Origin of the sequence: Chryseobacterium sp. Marseille-Q3244, from assembly GCF_940807095.1 — a bacterium.
In the GTDB taxonomy this organism is placed as follows: domain Bacteria; phylum Bacteroidota; class Bacteroidia; order Flavobacteriales; family Weeksellaceae; genus Chryseobacterium.
Map to the genome: position 1 here is coordinate 602840 of NZ_CALNWX010000001.1, position 19839 is coordinate 622678.

Annotated in this window: 19 protein-coding genes; 10 read left to right on the top strand and 9 right to left on the bottom strand. The window is 35.6% G+C overall.

What is annotated here, in order from left to right; all coding sequences use genetic code 11:
• The first annotated feature begins 39 nt into the window (after nucleotides 1-39).
• From NBX25_RS02775 to serS, 10 genes are all read left to right on the top strand, one after another.
• Nucleotides 40-990 carry an MlaD family protein gene (locus NBX25_RS02775; protein ID WP_250252731.1) on the top strand — a complete coding sequence of 317 codons (951 nt, stop codon included), beginning with the start codon at nucleotides 40-42 and terminating at the stop codon, nucleotides 988-990.
• Nucleotides 991-998: 8 nt separating this feature from the next.
• Nucleotides 999-2330, top strand: coding sequence for a 4Fe-4S dicluster domain-containing protein (locus NBX25_RS02780; protein ID WP_123909722.1), 1332 nt, complete (start codon nucleotides 999-1001; stop codon nucleotides 2328-2330).
• A 90-nt stretch (nucleotides 2331-2420) separates the two neighbouring features.
• Nucleotides 2421-3206 carry a (Fe-S)-binding protein gene (locus NBX25_RS02785; protein ID WP_123858192.1) on the top strand — a complete coding sequence of 262 codons (786 nt, stop codon included), beginning with the start codon at nucleotides 2421-2423 and terminating at the stop codon, nucleotides 3204-3206.
• A 20-nt stretch (nucleotides 3207-3226) separates the two neighbouring features.
• Entirely contained in the window at nucleotides 3227-4351 is a 1125-nt protein-coding gene (locus NBX25_RS02790) for a hypothetical protein (RefSeq protein ID WP_250252733.1), read from the top strand.
• A 130-nt stretch (nucleotides 4352-4481) separates the two neighbouring features.
• A complete protein-coding gene (locus tag NBX25_RS02795; protein ID WP_250252735.1) occupies nucleotides 4482-5318 on the top strand; it encodes an FkbM family methyltransferase in 837 nt (278 codons plus the stop codon).
• 82 nt (nucleotides 5319-5400) lie between these two features.
• Complete coding sequence (locus NBX25_RS02800) at nucleotides 5401-5889, top strand: hypothetical protein (RefSeq protein WP_250252737.1); 489 nt, start codon at nucleotides 5401-5403, stop codon at nucleotides 5887-5889.
• 6 nt (nucleotides 5890-5895) lie between these two features.
• Complete coding sequence (locus NBX25_RS02805; protein ID WP_123909726.1) at nucleotides 5896-7008, top strand: glycosyltransferase; 1113 nt, start codon at nucleotides 5896-5898, stop codon at nucleotides 7006-7008.
• A 47-nt stretch (nucleotides 7009-7055) separates the two neighbouring features.
• Nucleotides 7056-8291, top strand: a complete 1236-nt coding sequence (locus NBX25_RS02810) for an oligosaccharide flippase family protein (protein ID WP_250252739.1) — start codon at nucleotides 7056-7058, stop codon at nucleotides 8289-8291.
• A 27-nt stretch (nucleotides 8292-8318) separates the two neighbouring features.
• Nucleotides 8319-8822 carry a hypothetical protein gene (locus NBX25_RS02815; RefSeq protein WP_123909728.1) on the top strand — a complete coding sequence of 168 codons (504 nt, stop codon included), beginning with the start codon at nucleotides 8319-8321 and terminating at the stop codon, nucleotides 8820-8822.
• A 63-nt stretch (nucleotides 8823-8885) separates the two neighbouring features.
• A complete protein-coding gene (gene serS, locus NBX25_RS02820) occupies nucleotides 8886-10154 on the top strand; it encodes a serine--tRNA ligase (protein WP_123909729.1) in 1269 nt (422 codons plus the stop codon).
• A gap of 52 nt (nucleotides 10155-10206) precedes the next feature.
• Here serS and NBX25_RS02825 read toward each other — a convergent pair whose 3' ends face one another.
• The 9 genes from NBX25_RS02825 to NBX25_RS02865 all read right to left on the bottom strand — a co-directional run bounded on the left by NBX25_RS02825 (nucleotide 10207) and on the right by NBX25_RS02865 (nucleotide 19782).
• Nucleotides 10207-10905, bottom strand: coding sequence for a hypothetical protein (locus NBX25_RS02825; RefSeq protein WP_250252741.1), 699 nt, complete (start codon nucleotides 10903-10905; stop codon nucleotides 10207-10209).
• 58 nt (nucleotides 10906-10963) lie between these two features.
• Nucleotides 10964-11689 carry a sulfite exporter TauE/SafE family protein gene (locus tag NBX25_RS02830; RefSeq protein ID WP_250252743.1) on the bottom strand — a complete coding sequence of 242 codons (726 nt, stop codon included), beginning with the start codon at nucleotides 11687-11689 and terminating at the stop codon, nucleotides 10964-10966.
• Complete coding sequence (locus tag NBX25_RS02835; protein WP_123909732.1) at nucleotides 11680-12132, bottom strand: FixH family protein; 453 nt, start codon at nucleotides 12130-12132, stop codon at nucleotides 11680-11682. Before NBX25_RS02835 ends, NBX25_RS02830 begins: the two co-directional genes overlap by 10 nt.
• A 9-nt stretch (nucleotides 12133-12141) precedes the next feature.
• Complete coding sequence (gene ccoG, locus NBX25_RS02840) at nucleotides 12142-13596, bottom strand: cytochrome c oxidase accessory protein CcoG (protein WP_123909733.1); 1455 nt, start codon at nucleotides 13594-13596, stop codon at nucleotides 12142-12144.
• Between the two features lie 95 nt (nucleotides 13597-13691).
• Nucleotides 13692-14573 carry a cbb3-type cytochrome c oxidase N-terminal domain-containing protein gene (locus NBX25_RS02845; RefSeq protein ID WP_123858180.1) on the bottom strand — a complete coding sequence of 294 codons (882 nt, stop codon included), beginning with the start codon at nucleotides 14571-14573 and terminating at the stop codon, nucleotides 13692-13694.
• 10 nt (nucleotides 14574-14583) lie between these two features.
• The gene (locus NBX25_RS02850) at nucleotides 14584-14784 is read right to left on the bottom strand and encodes a cbb3-type cytochrome oxidase subunit 3 (protein WP_045501410.1); all 201 of its coding nucleotides are present in this window, start codon (nucleotides 14782-14784) and stop codon (nucleotides 14584-14586) included.
• 17 nt (nucleotides 14785-14801) lie between these two features.
• Nucleotides 14802-17063 carry a cytochrome-c oxidase, cbb3-type subunit I gene (ccoN, locus tag NBX25_RS02855; RefSeq protein WP_123909734.1) on the bottom strand — a complete coding sequence of 754 codons (2262 nt, stop codon included), beginning with the start codon at nucleotides 17061-17063 and terminating at the stop codon, nucleotides 14802-14804.
• A gap of 21 nt (nucleotides 17064-17084) precedes the next feature.
• Nucleotides 17085-17294 carry a cbb3-type cytochrome oxidase assembly protein CcoS gene (gene ccoS, locus NBX25_RS02860; protein ID WP_068939164.1) on the bottom strand — a complete coding sequence of 70 codons (210 nt, stop codon included), beginning with the start codon at nucleotides 17292-17294 and terminating at the stop codon, nucleotides 17085-17087.
• A gap of 109 nt (nucleotides 17295-17403) precedes the next feature.
• A complete protein-coding gene (locus NBX25_RS02865; RefSeq protein WP_123909735.1) occupies nucleotides 17404-19782 on the bottom strand; it encodes a heavy metal translocating P-type ATPase in 2379 nt (792 codons plus the stop codon).
• Nucleotides 19783-19839 lie beyond the last annotated feature (57 nt).

Here is a 19839-nt window from a genome sequence, read left to right on the forward strand (position 1 = left end):
AAAATGTATTATATTTGCTTATTAGAAAAAAATTAGCAAGTGAAGTTCAGTAAAGAATTAAAAGCTGGTGTGATTGCACTTCTAGCTATCGTAGGCTTTGTGGTGTTGTTTCAATTTATGAAAGGGAAAAGCCTTTTTACTACCGACAATATCTTTTACGCAAAATATGAAAATGTAGAAGGCCTTGCGCAGTCTTCGGCAGTCTCTATTAATGGTCTTAAAGTAGGCCAGGTTGATAAGATTATACCTCAAACAGCAAAGGACGGTAAAATCAGTTTTGTTGTAAAAATTACGGTTGATAACAAATTTGAATTTTCAAAAAATTCAACATTGGAAATTTTTGAACCGGGATTAATGTCCGGTAAAGAAATGAGAGTAAACCTGATGTATGGCGGTGCTACAGCAAAAGATGGAGATACTCTGAAAGGAGCTTTCAAGCTGGGAACGCTGGGAAGCCTTTCTTCTCAGGTAGGTCCGGTAAAAGATCAATTGCAGGTAGTTCTCCACAGAGTAGACTCTTTAATGGCAAATGCCAACCTGCTCGTGGATGCACAAAACAGAGCCGAAGTAAAAGCTTTATTATCCAACCTTAACAAAACAGTAGGAGCACTTCAGACTACAGCAGGAAATGTAAACAGCCTGGTAGGTCATAATGATCCAAAACTACAGAAAGTATTGGATGATGCAAGTCTTACTATGCAAAGTGGAAAGGTAACCCTGGATAAATACGGAAATCTTGCACAGAGCATTGATACAAAACAATTAAATGCAACGATTGCTAATCTTGATGCTACTGTAGGAAAACTGAATCAGGTGATTGGTGGAATAGATAAGGGAGAAGGAAGTTTGGGTAAACTAATGAAAGACGATCAACTGTATAATAATCTTAATTCAGCTTCTTCTAACCTGAATACATTAATCGAGGATATGAAAGCGAATCCTAAGCGATATATCAATTTCTCAGTTTTCGGTAAAAATAACAAAGACTAATACGCCTTATGCAGTACATCGATAACATTATTTTCCTGATTTTATTAGTAGCGGGATTTGGACTGTTTGCCAAGAGCCTACTGAAGATCTATAGAAATATCAGACTTGGTCACGAGATCAATAGAACGGATAGAAAATCTGAACGCTGGACTACCATGGCAAGAGTAGCTATGGGGCAAAGCAAGATGGTGAAACGTCCTATTGCTGGTGTTTTACACCTTTTCGTGTACGTAGGTTTTGTGATTATCAATATAGAACTTATTGAAATTATTGTTGATGGACTGTTTGGAACTCATCGTTTCCTGGCTTCAGTTTTCGGAAACGGATTCTATAGTTTCTTTACTGCCACGTTAGAAATTCTGGCACTTCTTGTTGTTATCGGAGTTGTGGTTTTCTTCATCAGAAGAAACTTTTATGGAGTAAAGAGATTAACCATGAAAGAACTTTTTGGATGGCCAAAACAAGATGCCAACTGGATTCTTATCATTGAATTTGCTTTAATGATGGCGTTCTTTAAAATGAATGCTGCTGATTGGGTGCTACAGCAAAGAGGTGTATTACCGGCGCTTGGAAGCTTCCCGATTAGTTCTTCTATTTTAGGTCCTGTTTTTAGTAATTTCGGTGATGGATTTTTGCACTTTACAGAAAAAGGAGCTTGGTGGTTCCACTTTGTAGGAATTCTTTTCTTCATGAACTACCTTTACTATTCAAAGCATTTACACATTATTTTAGCATTCCCAAGTACTTGGTATGCGAATCTTGATAAAAAAGGGAAATTCAACAATCTTGATTCTGTAACAAAAGAAATCAAATTGATGATGGATCCTAATGCAGATCCTTATGCGGCACCAGCAGAGGGAGCTGAAGCAGATGTTCCTTCCAAGTTTGGAGCAGAAGATATTTTTGACCTTAATCAGGTACAATTGTTAAATGCATATTCTTGTACAGAATGTGGGCGTTGTACTTCTGTTTGTCCTGCAAATATTACCGGGAAAAAATTGTCTCCGAGATTGATCTTAATGAAGACCAGAGACAGACTGGAAGAAGTAGGACGGAATATTGATAAAAATGGGAAATTTGTAGACGACGGCAAAAAGCTGTTGAATGACTATATTACTAAAGAAGAACTTTGGGCTTGTACTACATGTAATGCATGTACAGAGGCTTGTCCTGTATTGTTAGACCCACTTTCCATTATCTTTGAAATGAGAAGATTCCTGGTCATGGAACAGTCTGCTGCTCCGCAGGAGTTGAATCTGATGATGACGAATGTGGAAAATAATGCTGCTCCTTGGCAGTATAATCAGGCTGATCGTCTGAACTGGGCTTCAGAAAATTAAAAAACTAATCGATTTGAAAGTTTGAAAACTGCTGATAGCTAAGTCATTTTCAAATTTCCAAATTCTCACATTTTCAAATTGGAAAAAGAAATGGATTTCAATATAAAAACAATGGCAGAATATGCTGCCGAAGGAAAATCACCGGAAGTTTTATTTTGGGTTGGATGTGCCGGAAGTTTTGATGACCGTGCCAAAAAAATTACAAAAGCATTTTGCAAGATATTGAATAAAATAGGGGTTGAATTTGCTGTTTTAGGACAGGAAGAAAGCTGTACCGGAGATCCTGCAAAAAGAGCAGGTAACGAGTTTGTTTTTCAAATGATGGCACTTACCAATATTGAAGTTCTGAATGCTTATGAGGTAAAGAAAATTGTAACAGCGTGCCCACACTGTTTCAATACCCTTAAAAATGAATATCCAAGTCTTGGAGGTCACTTTGACGTTGTTCACCACACTCAATTCCTTAAAACCTTAATGGAAGAAGGGAGATTGAAAATTGAAGGCGGAGCGTTCAAAGGAAAGAAAATTACCTTCCATGATCCATGCTACCTGGGACGTGCCAATGATGAATATGAAGCTCCAAGAATGCTTCTTGAGAAACTGGATGCAGAGCTTGTAGAAATGAAGCGTTGCAAAACAAATGGACTTTGCTGTGGAGCGGGGGGTGCCCAGATGTTTAAAGAGCCTGAAAAAGGGAATAAAGACATCAATATTGAAAGAACAGAAGAAGCTTTATCTTTTGAACCAAAGGTAATTGCAACAGGATGCCCATTCTGTAATACAATGATGACGGACGGGGTAAAACACTTCAACAAAAATACAGAAGTTGCGGTAAAAGATATCGTTGAGCTTCTTGCTGAAGCAGACGATTTATAATTGTAATCTTATACAGTTTTATGAAGGTAGAATTGAAACTCTCCTTTTTATTTATCATTTCGATACTTGCTGCTCTTACATTCTGGAATTACCAAAACAGAGTATATAACTGGGATATGCCGGGATATTTAGGAAGTATGTATACTTCTGAGTTCCCGAATTCACAAGATAAAGTTCGAATTATAACTTACGATGAAATAAAAAAAGAAGCACCTGCAGACCAGTATACAGATATCATCGGCATAAAGCAGTGGAACATTCCAAGGCAGTATTTCGTAAAAAATACACAATCTTTTACAGAACAATTACCCTATTTTCAAATCAAAGTAGGGTATATTCTTGTAATAACTCTCTTTTATAAGTTGGGACTTTCCTCTCCAATGGCAGTCTTGTTTACCAGTCTTATTTCTTATTTTTTTTCAGGGTTACTATTATTTTATATTCTAAAACTTCTATTTCCGAAGAAATATTGGTTTGCAATAGGACTAACGGTTGCAGCCATGCTTTTGCCGCCCATGACGGATATGGCAAGAATTTCGACACCGGATATGTTCATTTTTCAGTTTATCCTGATTTTTATCATCGGTTTGATCAAAAAATGGAACAAATGGGGGATGTTTGTACTTCTGTGTGCCATCACCTTTATACGTCCGGACTATATTACACTTACCCTGACTTATATTATTGCCGTTTTCTTCTTTTACTATTTTAAAGAAAAGAAGATTGATTTTTCCCTTATTGCACAGGGTGCAGTACTTCTGCTGATATATCTGGCAATTATTAAATTTTACCATTATCCCGGTTGGAAAGACGTTTTTTACGACACTTTTATCGACAGAAGACCTTTTATTTCCACCCATCCTATTGAAGTAAGCGTAAGAGACTATCTGAGTATTATTTATATCAGGATGATCTACTTTAAAAAAGTGACTCTGTCTGTAATCATCATGATTGCAATAGTATTTTGGTGTTCCAAAGATGCATGGGTAAGAATGATTTCAGTACTTTTCCTGGTGAATGTATACATCAAATTCTTTTTCTTTCCGCATACGGCAGCATTGAGACTCTTCTTTCCGTTTATTTTTCCGCTTTTCATTATGATGCTCTATGCATTGAGTCAAAAATATTATACTATTAAAAATTAAATGATTATATGGCTTAAGAAATGGATATAATATCTAGACATTTCAAGAATGTAAACGAAGATGTATAACATCAAATCATACAGTTCAGGAAGAATCCCTGGTTTTGTTTTTTTATTCAAAATGCTGTAAATTGCAGTCAGATAAAACGAGTATGGGAAGTCTTTTAGCTTCATTTTTTAAATTCATCATAGGTTTCCCTTTTTTCAGACAAAAGTTTTTTGCCTTTCATAAATATATCTTTAAACCTTATCATCTTTTTAATGGGGTAAAGAAAAGCATTGTTTACCGAGGTAATATTATCCTTAATTTAGATCTTGATGACTGGATTCAGCAACAACTTTATTTTGTTGGAGACTATGAAAAGAACGAAATAGATTATCTATACTCTGTTTTACAGGATGGAGATACTTTCATAGACGTAGGCGGGAATATTGGTTTGTTTTCATTAAATGCATCCAGAATTATTGGAATTAATGGTCATGTGTACGCTTTTGAAGCCTTTAATCCTAATTATAAAAAATTTTCCCAGCATCTTTCTATTAATAATTTAAAAAATGTAACTCTTGAGCACCTGGCTGTTGCGGATAAAAATGATTACATTGAAATTTTATACAACGAAAGTTATGGAAATGTAGGCATGGCTTCATTGTATCTTGAAGATTTCACGGCAAAAGAGAAGGTAAAAAGTGTCATTCTGGATGATTATGTTAGAAATCAAAAGATTACAAAGATTAATCTTATTAAAATAGATATTGAAGGGGGTGAATTTTCAGCACTACAGGGGATGCACGAAATACTTACCCATTACCAACCTAAAATTATCATAGAAATAAACAATATAGCACTGAAAAATTCAAATCATAGCGAAGAAGAACTCATCCATTTACTTGTTGAAAAAGGCTATTCTCAGACCAAAGTATTAAGTAGAAATGAGAATTCTTATAATGCTGTTTTTGAATGTCTTTAATTGGGAAGAATATCTTTACAGGATATAAGTCACATTCTGTCTGAAGAAAAAAGCGTAATTTTATCCTCTAAATTGATTAGATATGAAAATTGAAGAATCAAACGTTGTAGAAACAAACGATTACAGAGTTATTATATATCCGGCATCCAGGCCATTTGAAACTAAAGAAGCAAAAGCTATTACGGAAAAACTATTTGATTTTCTGGCAACTTGGGCTGCGCATGGAAAGCCACTTTCATCATCCTTCAAAATTGAAAAAAATCAATTCATTATTGTATGTGTTGATGAAGAGAAGGAGATGGCTTCAGGGTGCAGTATTGATGCTTTAGGGAAGGTAATGAGAGAGATTGATGAAGAGTATCAGTTGGGATTATTTGACAGAATGAAAGCCAGTTTCGTAGAAAACAGTGAGGTGAAAACATTAAAGCTTCTTGATTTCAAGAACAAGTTAAGAAACGGTGAATTGTCGAAAGATATTGAGGTTTTTGATTTTTCTAAAAATACTTATTTGGATTTTTTAAGCCATTTCCTTCTTCCATTGGAGAAAAGCTGGGCTTCTTCCATAAAATAATCTCTATTGAAAATCCTGTATATTTCCTCATGGTTTCCCAACAAGTTGGAGCCTACGAATGGCAACTTTGTACAACGTCATGCAGAAGCCGTTGCGTCGTTGCACGAGGTAGAAATACTACATGCTATAGGGGATTTCTCCCAAGATCAGGAATTTATTTTCGATGATCAGAAGATCAACGGAATAAGAACTCTTATTGTATATTATAAAAGCTCAAAAAATCCGTTACTGAATTTTAGAAATAGAATGCAGGCTTACCAAAAGGGTTTCCTTGAGTTACAAAAGCCTGATTTGGTACATGCAAACATATTGCATAATTCCATGCTTTTTGCGGTTTATCTAAAGGAAAAATATAAGATTCCCTTTGTGGTTTCAGAACACTGGTCAGGTTTTCTTCAGATTAATAGATCCAAAATTTCATTTACAAGTATTCTTACGGCACGATATATTGCCCGGAAAGCCTCTTTCTTATTTCCTGTAAGTAAAACTCTGATGGATAATTTAAAAGATCTTAAAATCGGTAAAAACTTTAAGGTCATCGGAAATGTGGTTAACACAGATCTTTTTTTTCCGGAAAATAAACAAAGCAATACATTTACATTTCTTCATATATCGAATCTTATTTCCCTTAAGAACCCAGATGCTATCATAGAAGCTGCAATTAGGCTAAGAAAGGATTTTAAGAACTTTGAACTCCAAATTGGAGGCGACGGGGATGTAGAGCAATTAAATAGACTTATCGAAAAGTATGATGGAAAGAGTTACATCAAAACATTTGGAGAAATTTCATATACAGAGGTTGCTGAAAAAATGAAAAAAAGCAATTGCTTTGTCCTTTTCAGTGACTATGAAAGTTTCTCGTGTGTTTTGTTAGAATCTCTTGCTTCGGGGGTTCCGGTGATTGCAACGCGTGTAGGAGCAATTCCTGAAATTATTGGAGAAAATCAGGGAATTATCATTGAAAAATCTAAAGAAGAACTCTATAGAGCAATGAAGAATATGCTGAATGGAAATTATAAAGCAGATTCTCCGGAAAAACTTCATCAATATGTTGTCGAAAAGTTTTCAGTATCAGCAATAGCAGATAAATTTAATCAGGCATTTAAAAATATAATATAAGACTGTTAAAGTCTAAATGCTCCGTTGATAAGGTTGAAATGAAAAGCATGAAAGATTTTTTTAGAAATTTTTTTAACAATAGTGGACATCATGTTTTCTTTTCATTCCTTATTGCTAAAATCTGCAGTTTTTTAGGATCTTTGCTGATTATCAGATTATTGCCTGAAAATGAATTTGGGGTCTTAAGCATTGTCCTTTCTGTTTTAACTATTTTTGCTCCATTTACAGGATTTGGAAGCAGCCAGAGTTTAATCCGTTTCGGATCTATCTCATCTGATAAAGAGGAAAAATTAAAAATTTCATCTTATTTTTTTTTCAAAGGAATTTTTTTTGAAGTCATTCTGATTCTCCTGTTTCTAAGTGCCTCTGTTTTCTATTTTCATAAGTATGAAGATATCTTCATTATTTTTATGGCCTGTGCGGTAAGGCTTGGAGGATTTTATTTTCTCAATCATATTCAGGTATTTTACCGAATTACCGGCAGCAATCAGATATTTGCCAGAATCAATAATGTTGTGAATATCGGAGGACTGTTGTTGGTTTTAATTCTTACCTATTTTTTTAAGTTTTACGGATATCTTATTGCCATCAGTATTGCACCGTATTTATCTTTAATATGGTTAAAGAAGGATATCTATTCGCATCGGGCATTCAAACTTGAAAATTATAAAGAGATGTGGAGATACGGTATCTTTACTGGTCTTACATCCCTTACTTCAGATGCTTTGTTTTCATTGGATATTCTGTTACTTGGATTGATGATGAATGAGAATGCCGTTGCCAATTACAGAACTGCTATTCTGATTCCTTCTAATATCATTTTTTTGGCGACCAGTTTTCTGCAGAGTGACTTTCCGGTTCTCTCAAAGAATTTTAAGAATAAAAAGTTCCTGCAGTCCTATGTTGTAAACTTTAATAAATTTTTCATTCCCATTTGCCTGGGAATTCTGCTTTTCTTTTATCTATTTAAAAAGTACATTATCATTTTCTTTTTTGGAGAAACTTATGCGGAGAATACAACATTATTTATGATTTTATCGGTGGGTTTTACACTAGGAATGCTGACCAGAAATCTTTACGGGAATCTTTTGCCGGCTGTAGGTAAAGTAGAAATCAATACTTGGCTCAGTGCGGGTTCGCTCTTATTTCTGGCTGTATTAGCATATATATTGGTTCCTGTTTACGGTACCATTGGGATGGGAATTGCCATGACGGCAACATTGCTTATTTCAGGTTTGGGTTTTCTGTTTTTTTTCTTTTCCTACTTAAGGAAACTGCCTTAATGATAAAATCTTTTTATCTTTGTTGGAATGAAAAATATCTTTCTTTATATCTTATTATTTAGTTGTGTGGTTATCAGCTGTGGTCAGGATGAAGAATCTCTGCAAAGAATTGACCAGATAATGAATATCTATATGAAATCGGATACCAATCCGGATTTGTTGAATGCTAAAAAAAGTGGTTCTTTTACCAGCTATTCAGTGAATGATCTATTGGGGGATAAAGATAACTCTCCTGTGACGACTATGCCTCTAAGAATGAGACAGGATTCTGTTTTCTATATAGAGTATATTGCAGGAGCCAAAAGAAAGAAATTTGATTCTGCTGGCACAACTTATTATTCGAGGATGGCTGTAACCTTAAATAAGACTGTTAATAATACTCCTCAGCCAGTTACGGATATTCTTGAAATTCATTATCGAAATTCGCCGGAAGTTTTTCAGGTTTCAGAAGTTTTATACAACACAAAATCTGTATTTTCAAAAGATTCGGGTACTCCCAATTCGATAAATAACGTAACTATCATAAAATAGTTTTAAATTTGTAAAATTGTTAGCTTATATTAGGCTAAATTTAATATTTAACATCTAAATAAAATGTTACAAGTCAATTTTTTACGCGACAATAAAGAACGCGTTTTAGAAGGTCTTCAAAAAAGACAATTCAAAAATCTTGAGTTGGTAGACGAAGCTATTGCTACTGACGATGAAAGAAAAAGAATCCAATTTGAATTAGATTCCCAGCTTTCCGAGATCAATAAAATCTCCAAGGAAATTGGACTTTTAATGAAGGAAGGAAAGAAAGAAGAAGCGGAATCGGCAAAATCTAAAACAGCACAGTACAAAGAGTCGAGTTCAGAATTGAAAGTTCAGCTGGAAGTAAAAGAAACAGAATTATTAAATATTTTGTACCAACTTCCCAACATTCCAAATGAATTGGTAAAAAGCGGTGCTTCTGCTGATGATAATGAAAATATTTTCCAGTCTCATACCGTAGAAGGTCTTGGTGAAGGAGCTATTCCTCACTGGGAACTGGCTAAAAAATATAACCTTATTGATTTTGAACTAGGAGTAAAAATTGCTGGGGCAGGCTTCCCTGTCTATTTAGGAAAAGGAGCAAGATTACAAAGAGCTTTAGTTCAGTATTTCCTTGATAAAAATGTAGAGAAAGGATATACAGAGGTAAACCCGCCTCACGTAGTGAATGAAGCTTCAGGGTATGGAACAGGACAGTTACCTGATAAAGAAGGTCAGATGTATTATATTAACGAAGATAATTTATATCTGATTCCTACTGCAGAAGTCCCTGTAACAAACCTTTACCGTGATGTATTATTGGATGAGAAAGATCTCCCGATTAAAAATACAGCTTTCTCTCAGTGTTATAGAAGAGAAGCAGGAAGCTATGGAGCTCACGTAAGAGGATTGAACCGTCTTCACCAATTCGAAAAGGTAGAGATTGTAAGAATCGAAAAACCTGAAAATTCTTATGCTGTATTAGAAGAAATGGTAGAGCACATCAAAGAGATTCTTACTGATCTTGAGCTTCCATTCAGAGTATTAAGACTTTGTGGTGGAGATACAGGTTTTGCTTCTGCAATGACATATGACTTTGAAGTATGGAGTGCTGCACAGGAAATGTGGTTAGAAGTAAGTTCTGTTTCCAACTTTGAAACATTCCAGGCTAACAGATTAAAGTGCCGTTACAAAGCAGATGGAAAATCTCAATTGGTTCACACCCTGAATGGGTCTGCAATGGCATTGCCAAGAATTATGGCAGCATTGTTAGAGAACAATCAGACAGCAGAAGGAATTAAACTTCCTAAGAAGATTGCTGAATATGCAAGATTTGATACAATCAACTAATTTGATTGATCTCCAAATAAAAACCCACCGGATTCCGGTGGGTCTTGTTATTTTATTCCGTAATGATTATAATCTTTTTATCAGCATTTTTTAATTTTACATCCTTATCATACATGGCTTTCAAATCGTATTCTATTCTTACTGAATAATCATCTACCTGTTTCAGCCAGTCATGTCTGCCGGTGATCGATTTTATTTTACTTTCGAACTTTAAAGTAGTCCCGATATTTTTGAAAAACATTTCCATCATGCCTTCCATTTTTTCTGATTCTTCCTTTGAAGTTTTGGCTCGGATTGCCGCTTCAATAGATCCCAAATTAAAGTTATCTGTATCAATGGTAAGAGTCTTTCCGTCCCAATGATTGTAAATATTCTGATCTATGGCTAATCTTCCCTCTTTGGTCATACTTTTCACAGACTGATAATCCTCTGTTGTAAAACTTTCCATTTTAAGGGAAAAACCTGCCAATTTATTGTTTTCTTTATTTGATTTTATGAATACCTTTTTCATGATTTTTAGGGTATCCGGATCTTTAGTCTTTAACGTACCTTCCTGCTTTGCAAGATCATACATACTTTTCCAGGTCGTCGGTAGTTTATCTATTTGTTCAAATTCTTGTTGTTTTAACGAATCAGGAGTCATCGCCATCATTTCTGATATAAATTCTCTTGTATCAACATCCGTCACAGAGGTAATTACTTTATCGGTATGGTAGATAATCTCAGAATTGACACTACAGGATTGCAACATAAACAAGCTTATTAAAAATAAGACGATTGCTTTTTTCATGGTATATTATAAATTCTAGTTAATGGCAGTTCACAGCTCCATTAGGATCTTTTGAAATAGTCATGGACTCGGCTTTTGGCGAAACATAAGGAATGCCCAGTTCTAGACCTCTGAGAATGAAAAGTCCACCCAAAATAATCATAATGACAGGCACCGCCTTTAAAACTTTTGTTCTGAAGGCCTGGTTCATAAGGTTTCCGGCCAGAACGATGGCAAACATGAATGGAAGGGTTCCTAAACCAAATAAAGCCATATATAAAGCTCCCTGCCATATTCCTCCACCTGCAAGGCTTGCAGTGAGAGCCATATAAACCATTCCGCAGGGTAAAAAGCCATTAAGAATTCCAGTTGTAAATCTCGAACGGTAATCAGCTTTTTGCAGGAGACGTCCTAAATTTGACTTTACTGAATATAAAAATTTGGACAAAAAAGGAATCTTTGAAGCAAAATCTTTTCCACCAAATGAAAATACAGCCATAATAATAAGCAGGATGCCGGCAGTGATGGTCAGGTATTTTTGAAAACCAGCCATCTCAAATCCCTGTCCTATAATTCCAAGAAGCGCACCTAATAATGAATAGGTGAAAATCCTTCCAAACTGATAAGTAAGATTTTGAAGATAAAAATTGGCTGCCTGTTTTTTTGTTAATCCCATCGATAAAGCTATAGGCCCACACATTCCGATACAATGAAAACCGGAAGCAAAGCCTAACGCAATAGCCGATATAACAAGTCCTATTTCCATATCACATCATAATCCATTCTATAGTCTGTTTTGTCCTTCGTCCAACTCAGTCTTAAGGTATAATTACCCATTTTCAATACCTGTGCAGGAATAATGAAAGAATGGTTGGCATCAAGTTCTACAGATTTTTTGATATCTAAATTCTGGTCGTCGGTTCTGTTTAAAACAAACTTTACCGTAGTGTTTGAGTTATTATAATCTTTTGGAAAATTGATTTTAATTCCTTGAGTGTCCTGGCTGTATACAGGTTTTTCCTGTAGTTCATCTGCTCTTTTCTTGGAATCAATTACATCCTGGTATTGTAATTCCTCTTCATAATAATTATCGGTTACCATTTCAGAGTTCTTTTGTCCGTTCGGGAAAAGAAACATCATGGATAATATGAAAATAATAAATGCTAATAATGCAATTACAACACCGTGTCCCCAACTAAAGTTCTTCATTTTGTCTAATTAAAATTGTAATTTAAATGGTCCTTCAAAATAAGTTTGATAAGAATCTACCAGTTTACCTTTCATATCGTAAACTCCGATCGTAATGTTCTGTTTAGAAAGCTTCATTTCATCTTCCGGAAAGCTGATATTGATAGTTCCTTTGGTAATTTTATCTCTATCTACCTGAATTTTACTAGATGCACTGTAAGTGATTTCTCCATGTGCAGGATCTATTACCTTGATGGTAACAATTTTCTTTTCATTGGTTTTATTCAGGAAAGTATAATTATAAGTATTGATAATTTTTCCTTCTTTCACAAAGAATGTGCTTCCAGCGGGCTTAATGAATTTAGCTTCCATTTCCCCACGGCTGTATAATAGATACCCTAAGAATCCTACCAGAAGAAATAAGAATATACTGAATCCTTTCATTCTTCCTGTAAATTTAAACTGAGTTTGTTTTTCAATTTCATTTTCAGAAGCATACCTTACCAAGCCTTTTGGAAGACCTACTTTTTCCATGACTTCGTCACAGGCATCAATACAAGCGGTACAGTTGATACATTCCAGCTGCTGCCCGTCTCTGATATCAATTCCGGTAGGACATACGACTACACACTGATGGCAATCTATACAGTCTCCTTTACCGGCTGCTTTTCTGTCTTCACCCTTTCTCCATTTTGATCTGTTTTCTCCTCTTTTGAAGTCATAGAAAACGTTGATTGTATCTTTATCAATCAATACTCCCTGAAGTCTTCCGTATGGGCATACCAAAGTACATACCTGTTCTCTGAACCACGCAAATACAAAGTAAAATGCAGCAGTAAGCAGAATCATTACAATGAAATTGGTAGGATGCGTAAAGGGTCCTTCAGAAACAATTTTGAATACTTGTTCATATCCCACAATATACATAAACATAAAGTGAGTGATGATGAGTGAAATAATGATATAAACAGACCATTTTAAAGTTCTTTTCCAGATCTTCTCGCTGTCCCATTCCTGTCTGTCCAGCTTCATCTGCTTGTTTCGGTCACCTTCAATCAGATATTCGATTTTACGGAAAATGGATTCCATAAAAATTGTCTGAGGGCAAATCCACCCGCAGAAAATTCTTCCGAATGCAATCGTAAAAACGATAATAAAGATTAAAGATGCGATGGCACCTAAAGTCAGGATAAAAAAGTCTTGAGGATAGAAAGGCTGTCCAAAAATGAAAAACTCTCTGTCTATGACGTTGAACATCAACAATGGGTTACCATTGATTTTGATGAACGGTAATGAAAAATAAATGATTAATAGTAGATAACTTACAATGTTTCTATAGTTGGTGTATTTCCCTTTTGGTTTTCTCGGAAATACCCATCTTCTTTTACCGGATTGCTCCATTGTCCCGATAGAATCTCTGTAAGTCTCAGGGTCCAGAACCTGTCCCTGTCCGCCTCGTACTTCTATTTCTTCTATGTCTGACATATTGTAATGTGTTTAAAAAAGAAAAAACATAATTCGTTACTATTTTTAAGGTAATAACAAATTATGTTTTTTTCATATGTTTCTAATTTTCTAAATTATTCTTTTTCCCAATGTGCTTCAGTTCCCTGAGGAGCAGCTCCTCCTTGAGCCTGAGTCACTGGCGGTAATTCCTGGTTGATGTGATATACATACGCTGCAATCTTTTCAATTTCAGCTCCAGAAACTTCCCCGTTTTTACCAAATGCTCTCATCGCCGGGTTAGTAGGAGAACCATTCCAGTCCATGTGGAATACGTTTTTGAATAACGTCTTCTCAGGCTGGTTGATCCAGAAGTTATCAGTAAGGTTTGGACCAATACCTCCACTACCGTCTTCTTTGTGACAAGATGCACAGTTTGTCTTGAATAATTCTTTACCTTCTGCAATATTATCAGCTGAATATTTAGCTGTTTCTATTGTTACAGGTGGCTGGCTTGCTTCATAAATTGCAATACTTGCCAATTGTTCTTTGTATTCTTTTTCATATTCGCTTAATGGGTGAGCGAAATCTGTAAACGCATACGCTGCAATATATACAATACAAAAAGCAGTCCCAAAGTAGAATAAACCTACCCACCATTTTGGTAATTGGTTATCCAGCTCCATAATTCCATCGAAACCATGGTCTATAAGGATATCTTTTTCTTCCGTATCAGATTGCTTTTTGAAGGCAGCTGCATACATTCTTTTGAAGAAAGGAATTTTCTTTTCAGCTAAATAAGCCGCTTTCTCTTCCGGAGATAATTTTTTGAATTTGTTGTTTTCAATCAAATCTCCAATAGCACTGTGGATAAAGGCAAGGATACCAGCTATCACAACAGTTCCCCAGAAGTAAGGCGAAGCTAGGAACGCGTAGCTCTGCACAAACAAATAATAAAAAACTATTAAAAGTCCGATTATTATCAAGATGTTTACAACAACAGGTGTTCTTTGTTTCATAAAAAATAGTTTAATTTTTTAAATTAAAATCGTCGTCTTCATCCTCTCCAAGGGGAGCTTCTTCTTCCTCTTTGTAATATTTCTTAGGCTTGCTAAAAACATAGATTACCAGAGCTACGAAGAACAGCATAAAGAAAATCAGAGCCAGTGTCTGGTAGAAGCCAGCATTTTCTGTATTGGATAATATATCTTTAAAGTTCTGAGGAATCATACTAACCTTTAATGTTTTTAGTTATTACTTGCTGTTTTAATTTCAGTTGTTTTAATATCTGTTCCTAATCTCTGAAGGTAAGAAATAAGAGCAATAATTTCTTTTTTCTCTAATTCTCCCTGAGGTCTCTTAGCATAAGCCTCTTTCAAGTCATTTGCTTCAGAGAAGATATCTTTTACAATTTTTGCCGATTGGTTGTCTGCCCACTTATCTGCAGAGTCAATTTGAGCTTTTGTATAAGGTACATCAAATGTATTCTTCATCAGCTTCAATTTATCTACCATTTTAGATCTGTCTAAGTTAGTAGCAATTAACCAAGGGTAACGAGGCATGATAGAACCTGCAGAGGTTGATCTTGGGTTATACATGTGCTTGTAGTGCCAAGAACTTGGGTTTTTACCTCCTTCTCTATGTAAATCCGGTCCTGTTCTCTTAGATCCCCAAAGGAATGGTCTGTCATATACAAATTCCCCAGCTTTAGAGTACTGTCCGTTTTTACCGTTAAATCTTGTAATCTCATCTCTGAACGGTCTGATCATCTGAGAGTGACAAGCATTACATCCTTCACGGATATAAATATCTCTACCTTCAAGTTCAAGCGGAGAATAAGGCTTCACTGCTGAAATAGTAGGTACACTTTTCTTAAGGGATAGGGTAGGGATGATTTCAACCATACTTCCTATTGAAATTGTAAACAATGATAATACTGTTAACAATAATGGCATTCTTTCCAACCAAAGGTGGAATCCTTCTCCTTCTTTACGTTTGTTCCCGATGTTTGCTAATGCAGGTGCTTCAGCAGGAACTTCTTTCTGGAATGATCCTTTTCTTACCGTAGCAATTACGTTAACGATCATTAAGATTGCTCCGGAAATATAGAAGATACCTCCTAAGAATCTCATTTTGAAGTAAGGAATAATCGCTGTTACAGTATCCAACCAGTTTTTCCATAATAATGTTCCGTCTGGGTTGAATTGTTTCCACATTAATCCTTGTGTGAATCCGGAAATATACATTGGTACTGCATAGAAAATAATTCCTAAAGTCCCTAACCAGAAATGCCAGTTAGCTAATTTTACAGACCAAATTTTTGTTCTCCACATAATAGGTACCAGATAATAGATAACCCCGAATGCCATGAAACCATTCCATCCAAGAGCTCCTAAGTGTACGTGACCGATAACCCAGTCAGTAAAGTGACCAATTTTGTTGATGTTTTTCGTTGCCAATAGTGGTCCTTCAAACGTTGCCATACCATAACAAGTAACAGCTACTACGAAGAACTTAAGGATAGGATTTTCTCTTACTTTATCCCAAGCTCCTCTTAAGGTAAGAAGACCATTTAACATTCCTCCCCAAGACGGTGCGATAAGCATGATAGAGAAACCTGTTCCTACTGCCTGTGCCCATGCTGGAAGAGCGGTATACTGAAGGTGGTGAGGACCAGCCCAGATATATACGAAGATTAGTGACCAAAAGTGAATAATAGACAGCTTATATGAGAATACAGGTCTGTCTGCCGCTTTTGGTAAGAAGTAATACATTAAACCTAGAACCGGAGTTGTCAATACGAATGCTACCGCATTGTGACCATACCACCATTGTACGATGGCATCTTTTGCTCCTGCATATGCAGAATAAGACTTCCAGCCAGAGAAAGATAATGGAACTTCAAGATTGTTGAAGATGTGAAGCATTGCTACTGCTACCCAAGTTCCAAGATAGAACCAAATAGCAACATAAAGGTGTCTTACTCTTCTCTTTGAAATAGTGAGAATCATATTAGCCCCGAAAATGATCCATGAGAATGCAATCAGGATATCGATCGGCCACTCATGTTCAGCATATTCTTTAGAAGTGTTAATACCCATAAAGAAGGTAATGAACGTAGCAACGATCATAAACTGCCATGTCCAGAAATGAATCCAAGATAATGTATCACTGTACATTCTTGTTTTCAATAATCTTTGCGTAGAGTAGTATACCCCTACATAAACAATATTACACACGAACGCAAAGATCACGGTATTGGTGTGCAACATTCTGATTCTACCAAAACCAAACGCTCCATGAGTGTTTATTAACCCTTGAATATTACCCGATGCCAAACTTTTAATGGTTGTATCATCTGTACCGAATAAGAATTCAGGTAATTCAGGGTAGAAAAGCATTAATGCCGCCGTAAGCCCGAACGTAAATCCTATGAAACCAAAGATAATGGTCGCATAGAGGAACGCACGGACAATACTATTGTCATAACTAAACTTTTGTGTTTCCATATCAACTATTCACTATTTTTCTCAATTTTTATTATTTTCTCCTATTTCTTTCTCGTCTTTATTTTTGTCGCCAGTTTCATCTTTTTCCTTGACTTCATCATCGAAAAGGATTCTGACAGCAGGAGATTCGTCGTCTTCAAACTGCCCTTTTCTGGCATACACTATAAATACGACCAGGAAGATCGCAGCTAAAGAAACACTGCAGACGATCATTAAATATAGAATATCCATTGGACAACAAAATTAACCTATTTTCGGGGTTCAAATTTAGTGAAAAATAATGACATTCATCACGAAATGCCGATTTCAGCTAATTTAAAATCAGTCTAAATAAGAGGGTTTAAGCCTGTTTTTTGAAGTATTTGCGACCCAGTATCCATGTTGAAACTGTCGTAAATGTAACTACCGTGATAGAGCTTGCTGGCATGATGAGAGCAGCGAAAAGCGGATGCATGTGCCCTGTAACTGCGTAACTTAACCCAACGATATTGTAAAGAAAACTAATTATAAATGTCATTTTCACAATGGTGATGGAGCCTTTGCAGACATTCAGATAGTTGTCTAAAGTCACTACTTTTTCACCATTCATGATAACGTCAGAAGAAGGGGTAAAGCTGTTGGTGTCATCGGCAATAGCAATACCTACATTGCTCTGCTTTAGGGCTCCTGCATCGTTCAGTCCATCTCCAAGCATGGCAACTTTCATGTTTTGATCCTGGAGATTTTTGATATAATTCAATTTGTCTTCTGGACTTTGATTGAAAGCCATTCCTTTGTAGTTTGGAATGAGCTCTTTAAGCTGATTTTCCTCTGAGGAATTATCTCCACTCAGAATAAATATTTTGTAGTGGGTGAGTTTCTTGAATAGATCTTTAAGTTTAGGTCTGTATTCATTCTTAAAGATAAACTTGCCTAAGAATTCATTGTTTTTGCTGATATAAACAGCGGTTTCTAGGTTTTTAGGTTCTTGATTGTTATAACGGGCAGAACCAATTTTATAAAGATTTCCTCTTACGTTTGCCAAGTATCCTTTTCCTGAGATTTCTTGGAAGTCTTCCACTGGGAAATAATCGTCATTCACTTCAATGAATTCATAAAGTGATTTAGAAAGAGGGTGATTGGAGTTCTTTAATAATGTTTTGATATTCAGTTGATCAAATTCGCTGATTTCAGAACCTTCAAACTTAATGTTTGATCTTTTCCTGTGAGTGATGGTTCCGGTTTTATCAAAAACAATAGTATCTAATTTGGCAATTTTTTCAATCGTTAGGGTGTCTTTTACATAAAATTTATTTCGACCTAAAATTCTCATAATGTGTCCGAAAGTGAAGGGTGCGGATAGGGCAAGCGCACAAGGACAGGCAATGATGAGAATTGCTGAAACAACCTGGAACATTTTCTCTAAATCGATGAATGCCCAGTAAATTCCGGAAATAAGAGCAATTCCTAAGATGATAAATGTAAAGTATTTACTGATATTGTTGGTTAGAGTATCAAGACCTGTTTCGTGTTTCTTGAAGGCCTCTTTATTCCAGAGCTGAGTAAGATAACTCTGGTCAACATCCTTAATTACCTCCAGTTCCAGAGATGATCCTATCTGTTTTCCACCGGCAAAAATTTTGTCTCCCGGTTGTTTGCTGATACTTTCACTTTCTCCTGTGATAAAACTGTTGTCAATGTTTCCTTCTCCGTTGATAAGAATTGCGTCTACCGGGATGATTTCCTGGTTTCTAACTAATATTCTGTCTCCAACTTTTATTTCGGAAAGAAGAATATTTTCTTGCTTTCCTTCAAAGTCTACCTTGGTTACAGCAATAGGGTAGAATGATTTGTAATCCCTGTCGTAAGAAAGAGCGCTATAGGTTCTTTTCTGGAACAGTTTACCCATCAGCATAAAGAACAAAAGTCCGCAAAGGGTGTCAAAATAACCAGGTCCGTAATCTGTTGCTACTTCATAAATACTTCTTCCAAAAAGAACGAATATTCCTAATACAATAGGGACGTCAATGTTGACAATTTTATTTTTTAATCCGTACCATGCAGATTTATAGTAATCTGAAGCAGAATAAAATACAACAGGACAGGCTAATAAGAACATCAAAACCCTGAAAAGCCCCTTGTAATGCTCCATCCAATAATCTTCTCCACCTACATATTCAGGGAATGCTAAAAACATCCCGTTTCCGAAAGCAAAACCTGCAATCGCAAACTTTACAAGAAGTGATTTATCAAGATGGTCAACATTTTTTTCAGCAGTTTCAAGGCTAATAACAGGTTTGTATCCTAAATTCGTTAAAAAATTAGCGAGTTCGCTTAATTTTAGATCGTTATGATTGAATGAGATCTGCAGGGTCTTTCTTGTGAAGTTAACCTGAGAATATTTAATGTAAGGATTCAGCGTATGAAGGCTTTCCAATAGCCAGATACAAGAAGAACAGTGAATTACAGGGATCTTGAATGTGACAAGACTGGTATTTCCTTCAGAGAAGTCGGTAACTTTTTCAAAAATTTCCGGAGTATCCAAATAATCGAACTGGGTAGAATTTTCATCGTTTGGACGAATTCCTGCCCCTTTATTAAGTTCATAGAAATTACTTAAATTATTTATATTCAGAATTTCATAAACAGACTTACAGCCATTGCAACAGAAAGTCTTTTCGTCAAACAAAATTCTCTCTTTTTCTATACCTTGACCACAATGAAAACAGTTCTCGCTCACCTCCCTAAAATATTGAACTACAAAATTATAACAATTTTTTTTGTTTATCGAGTTAAA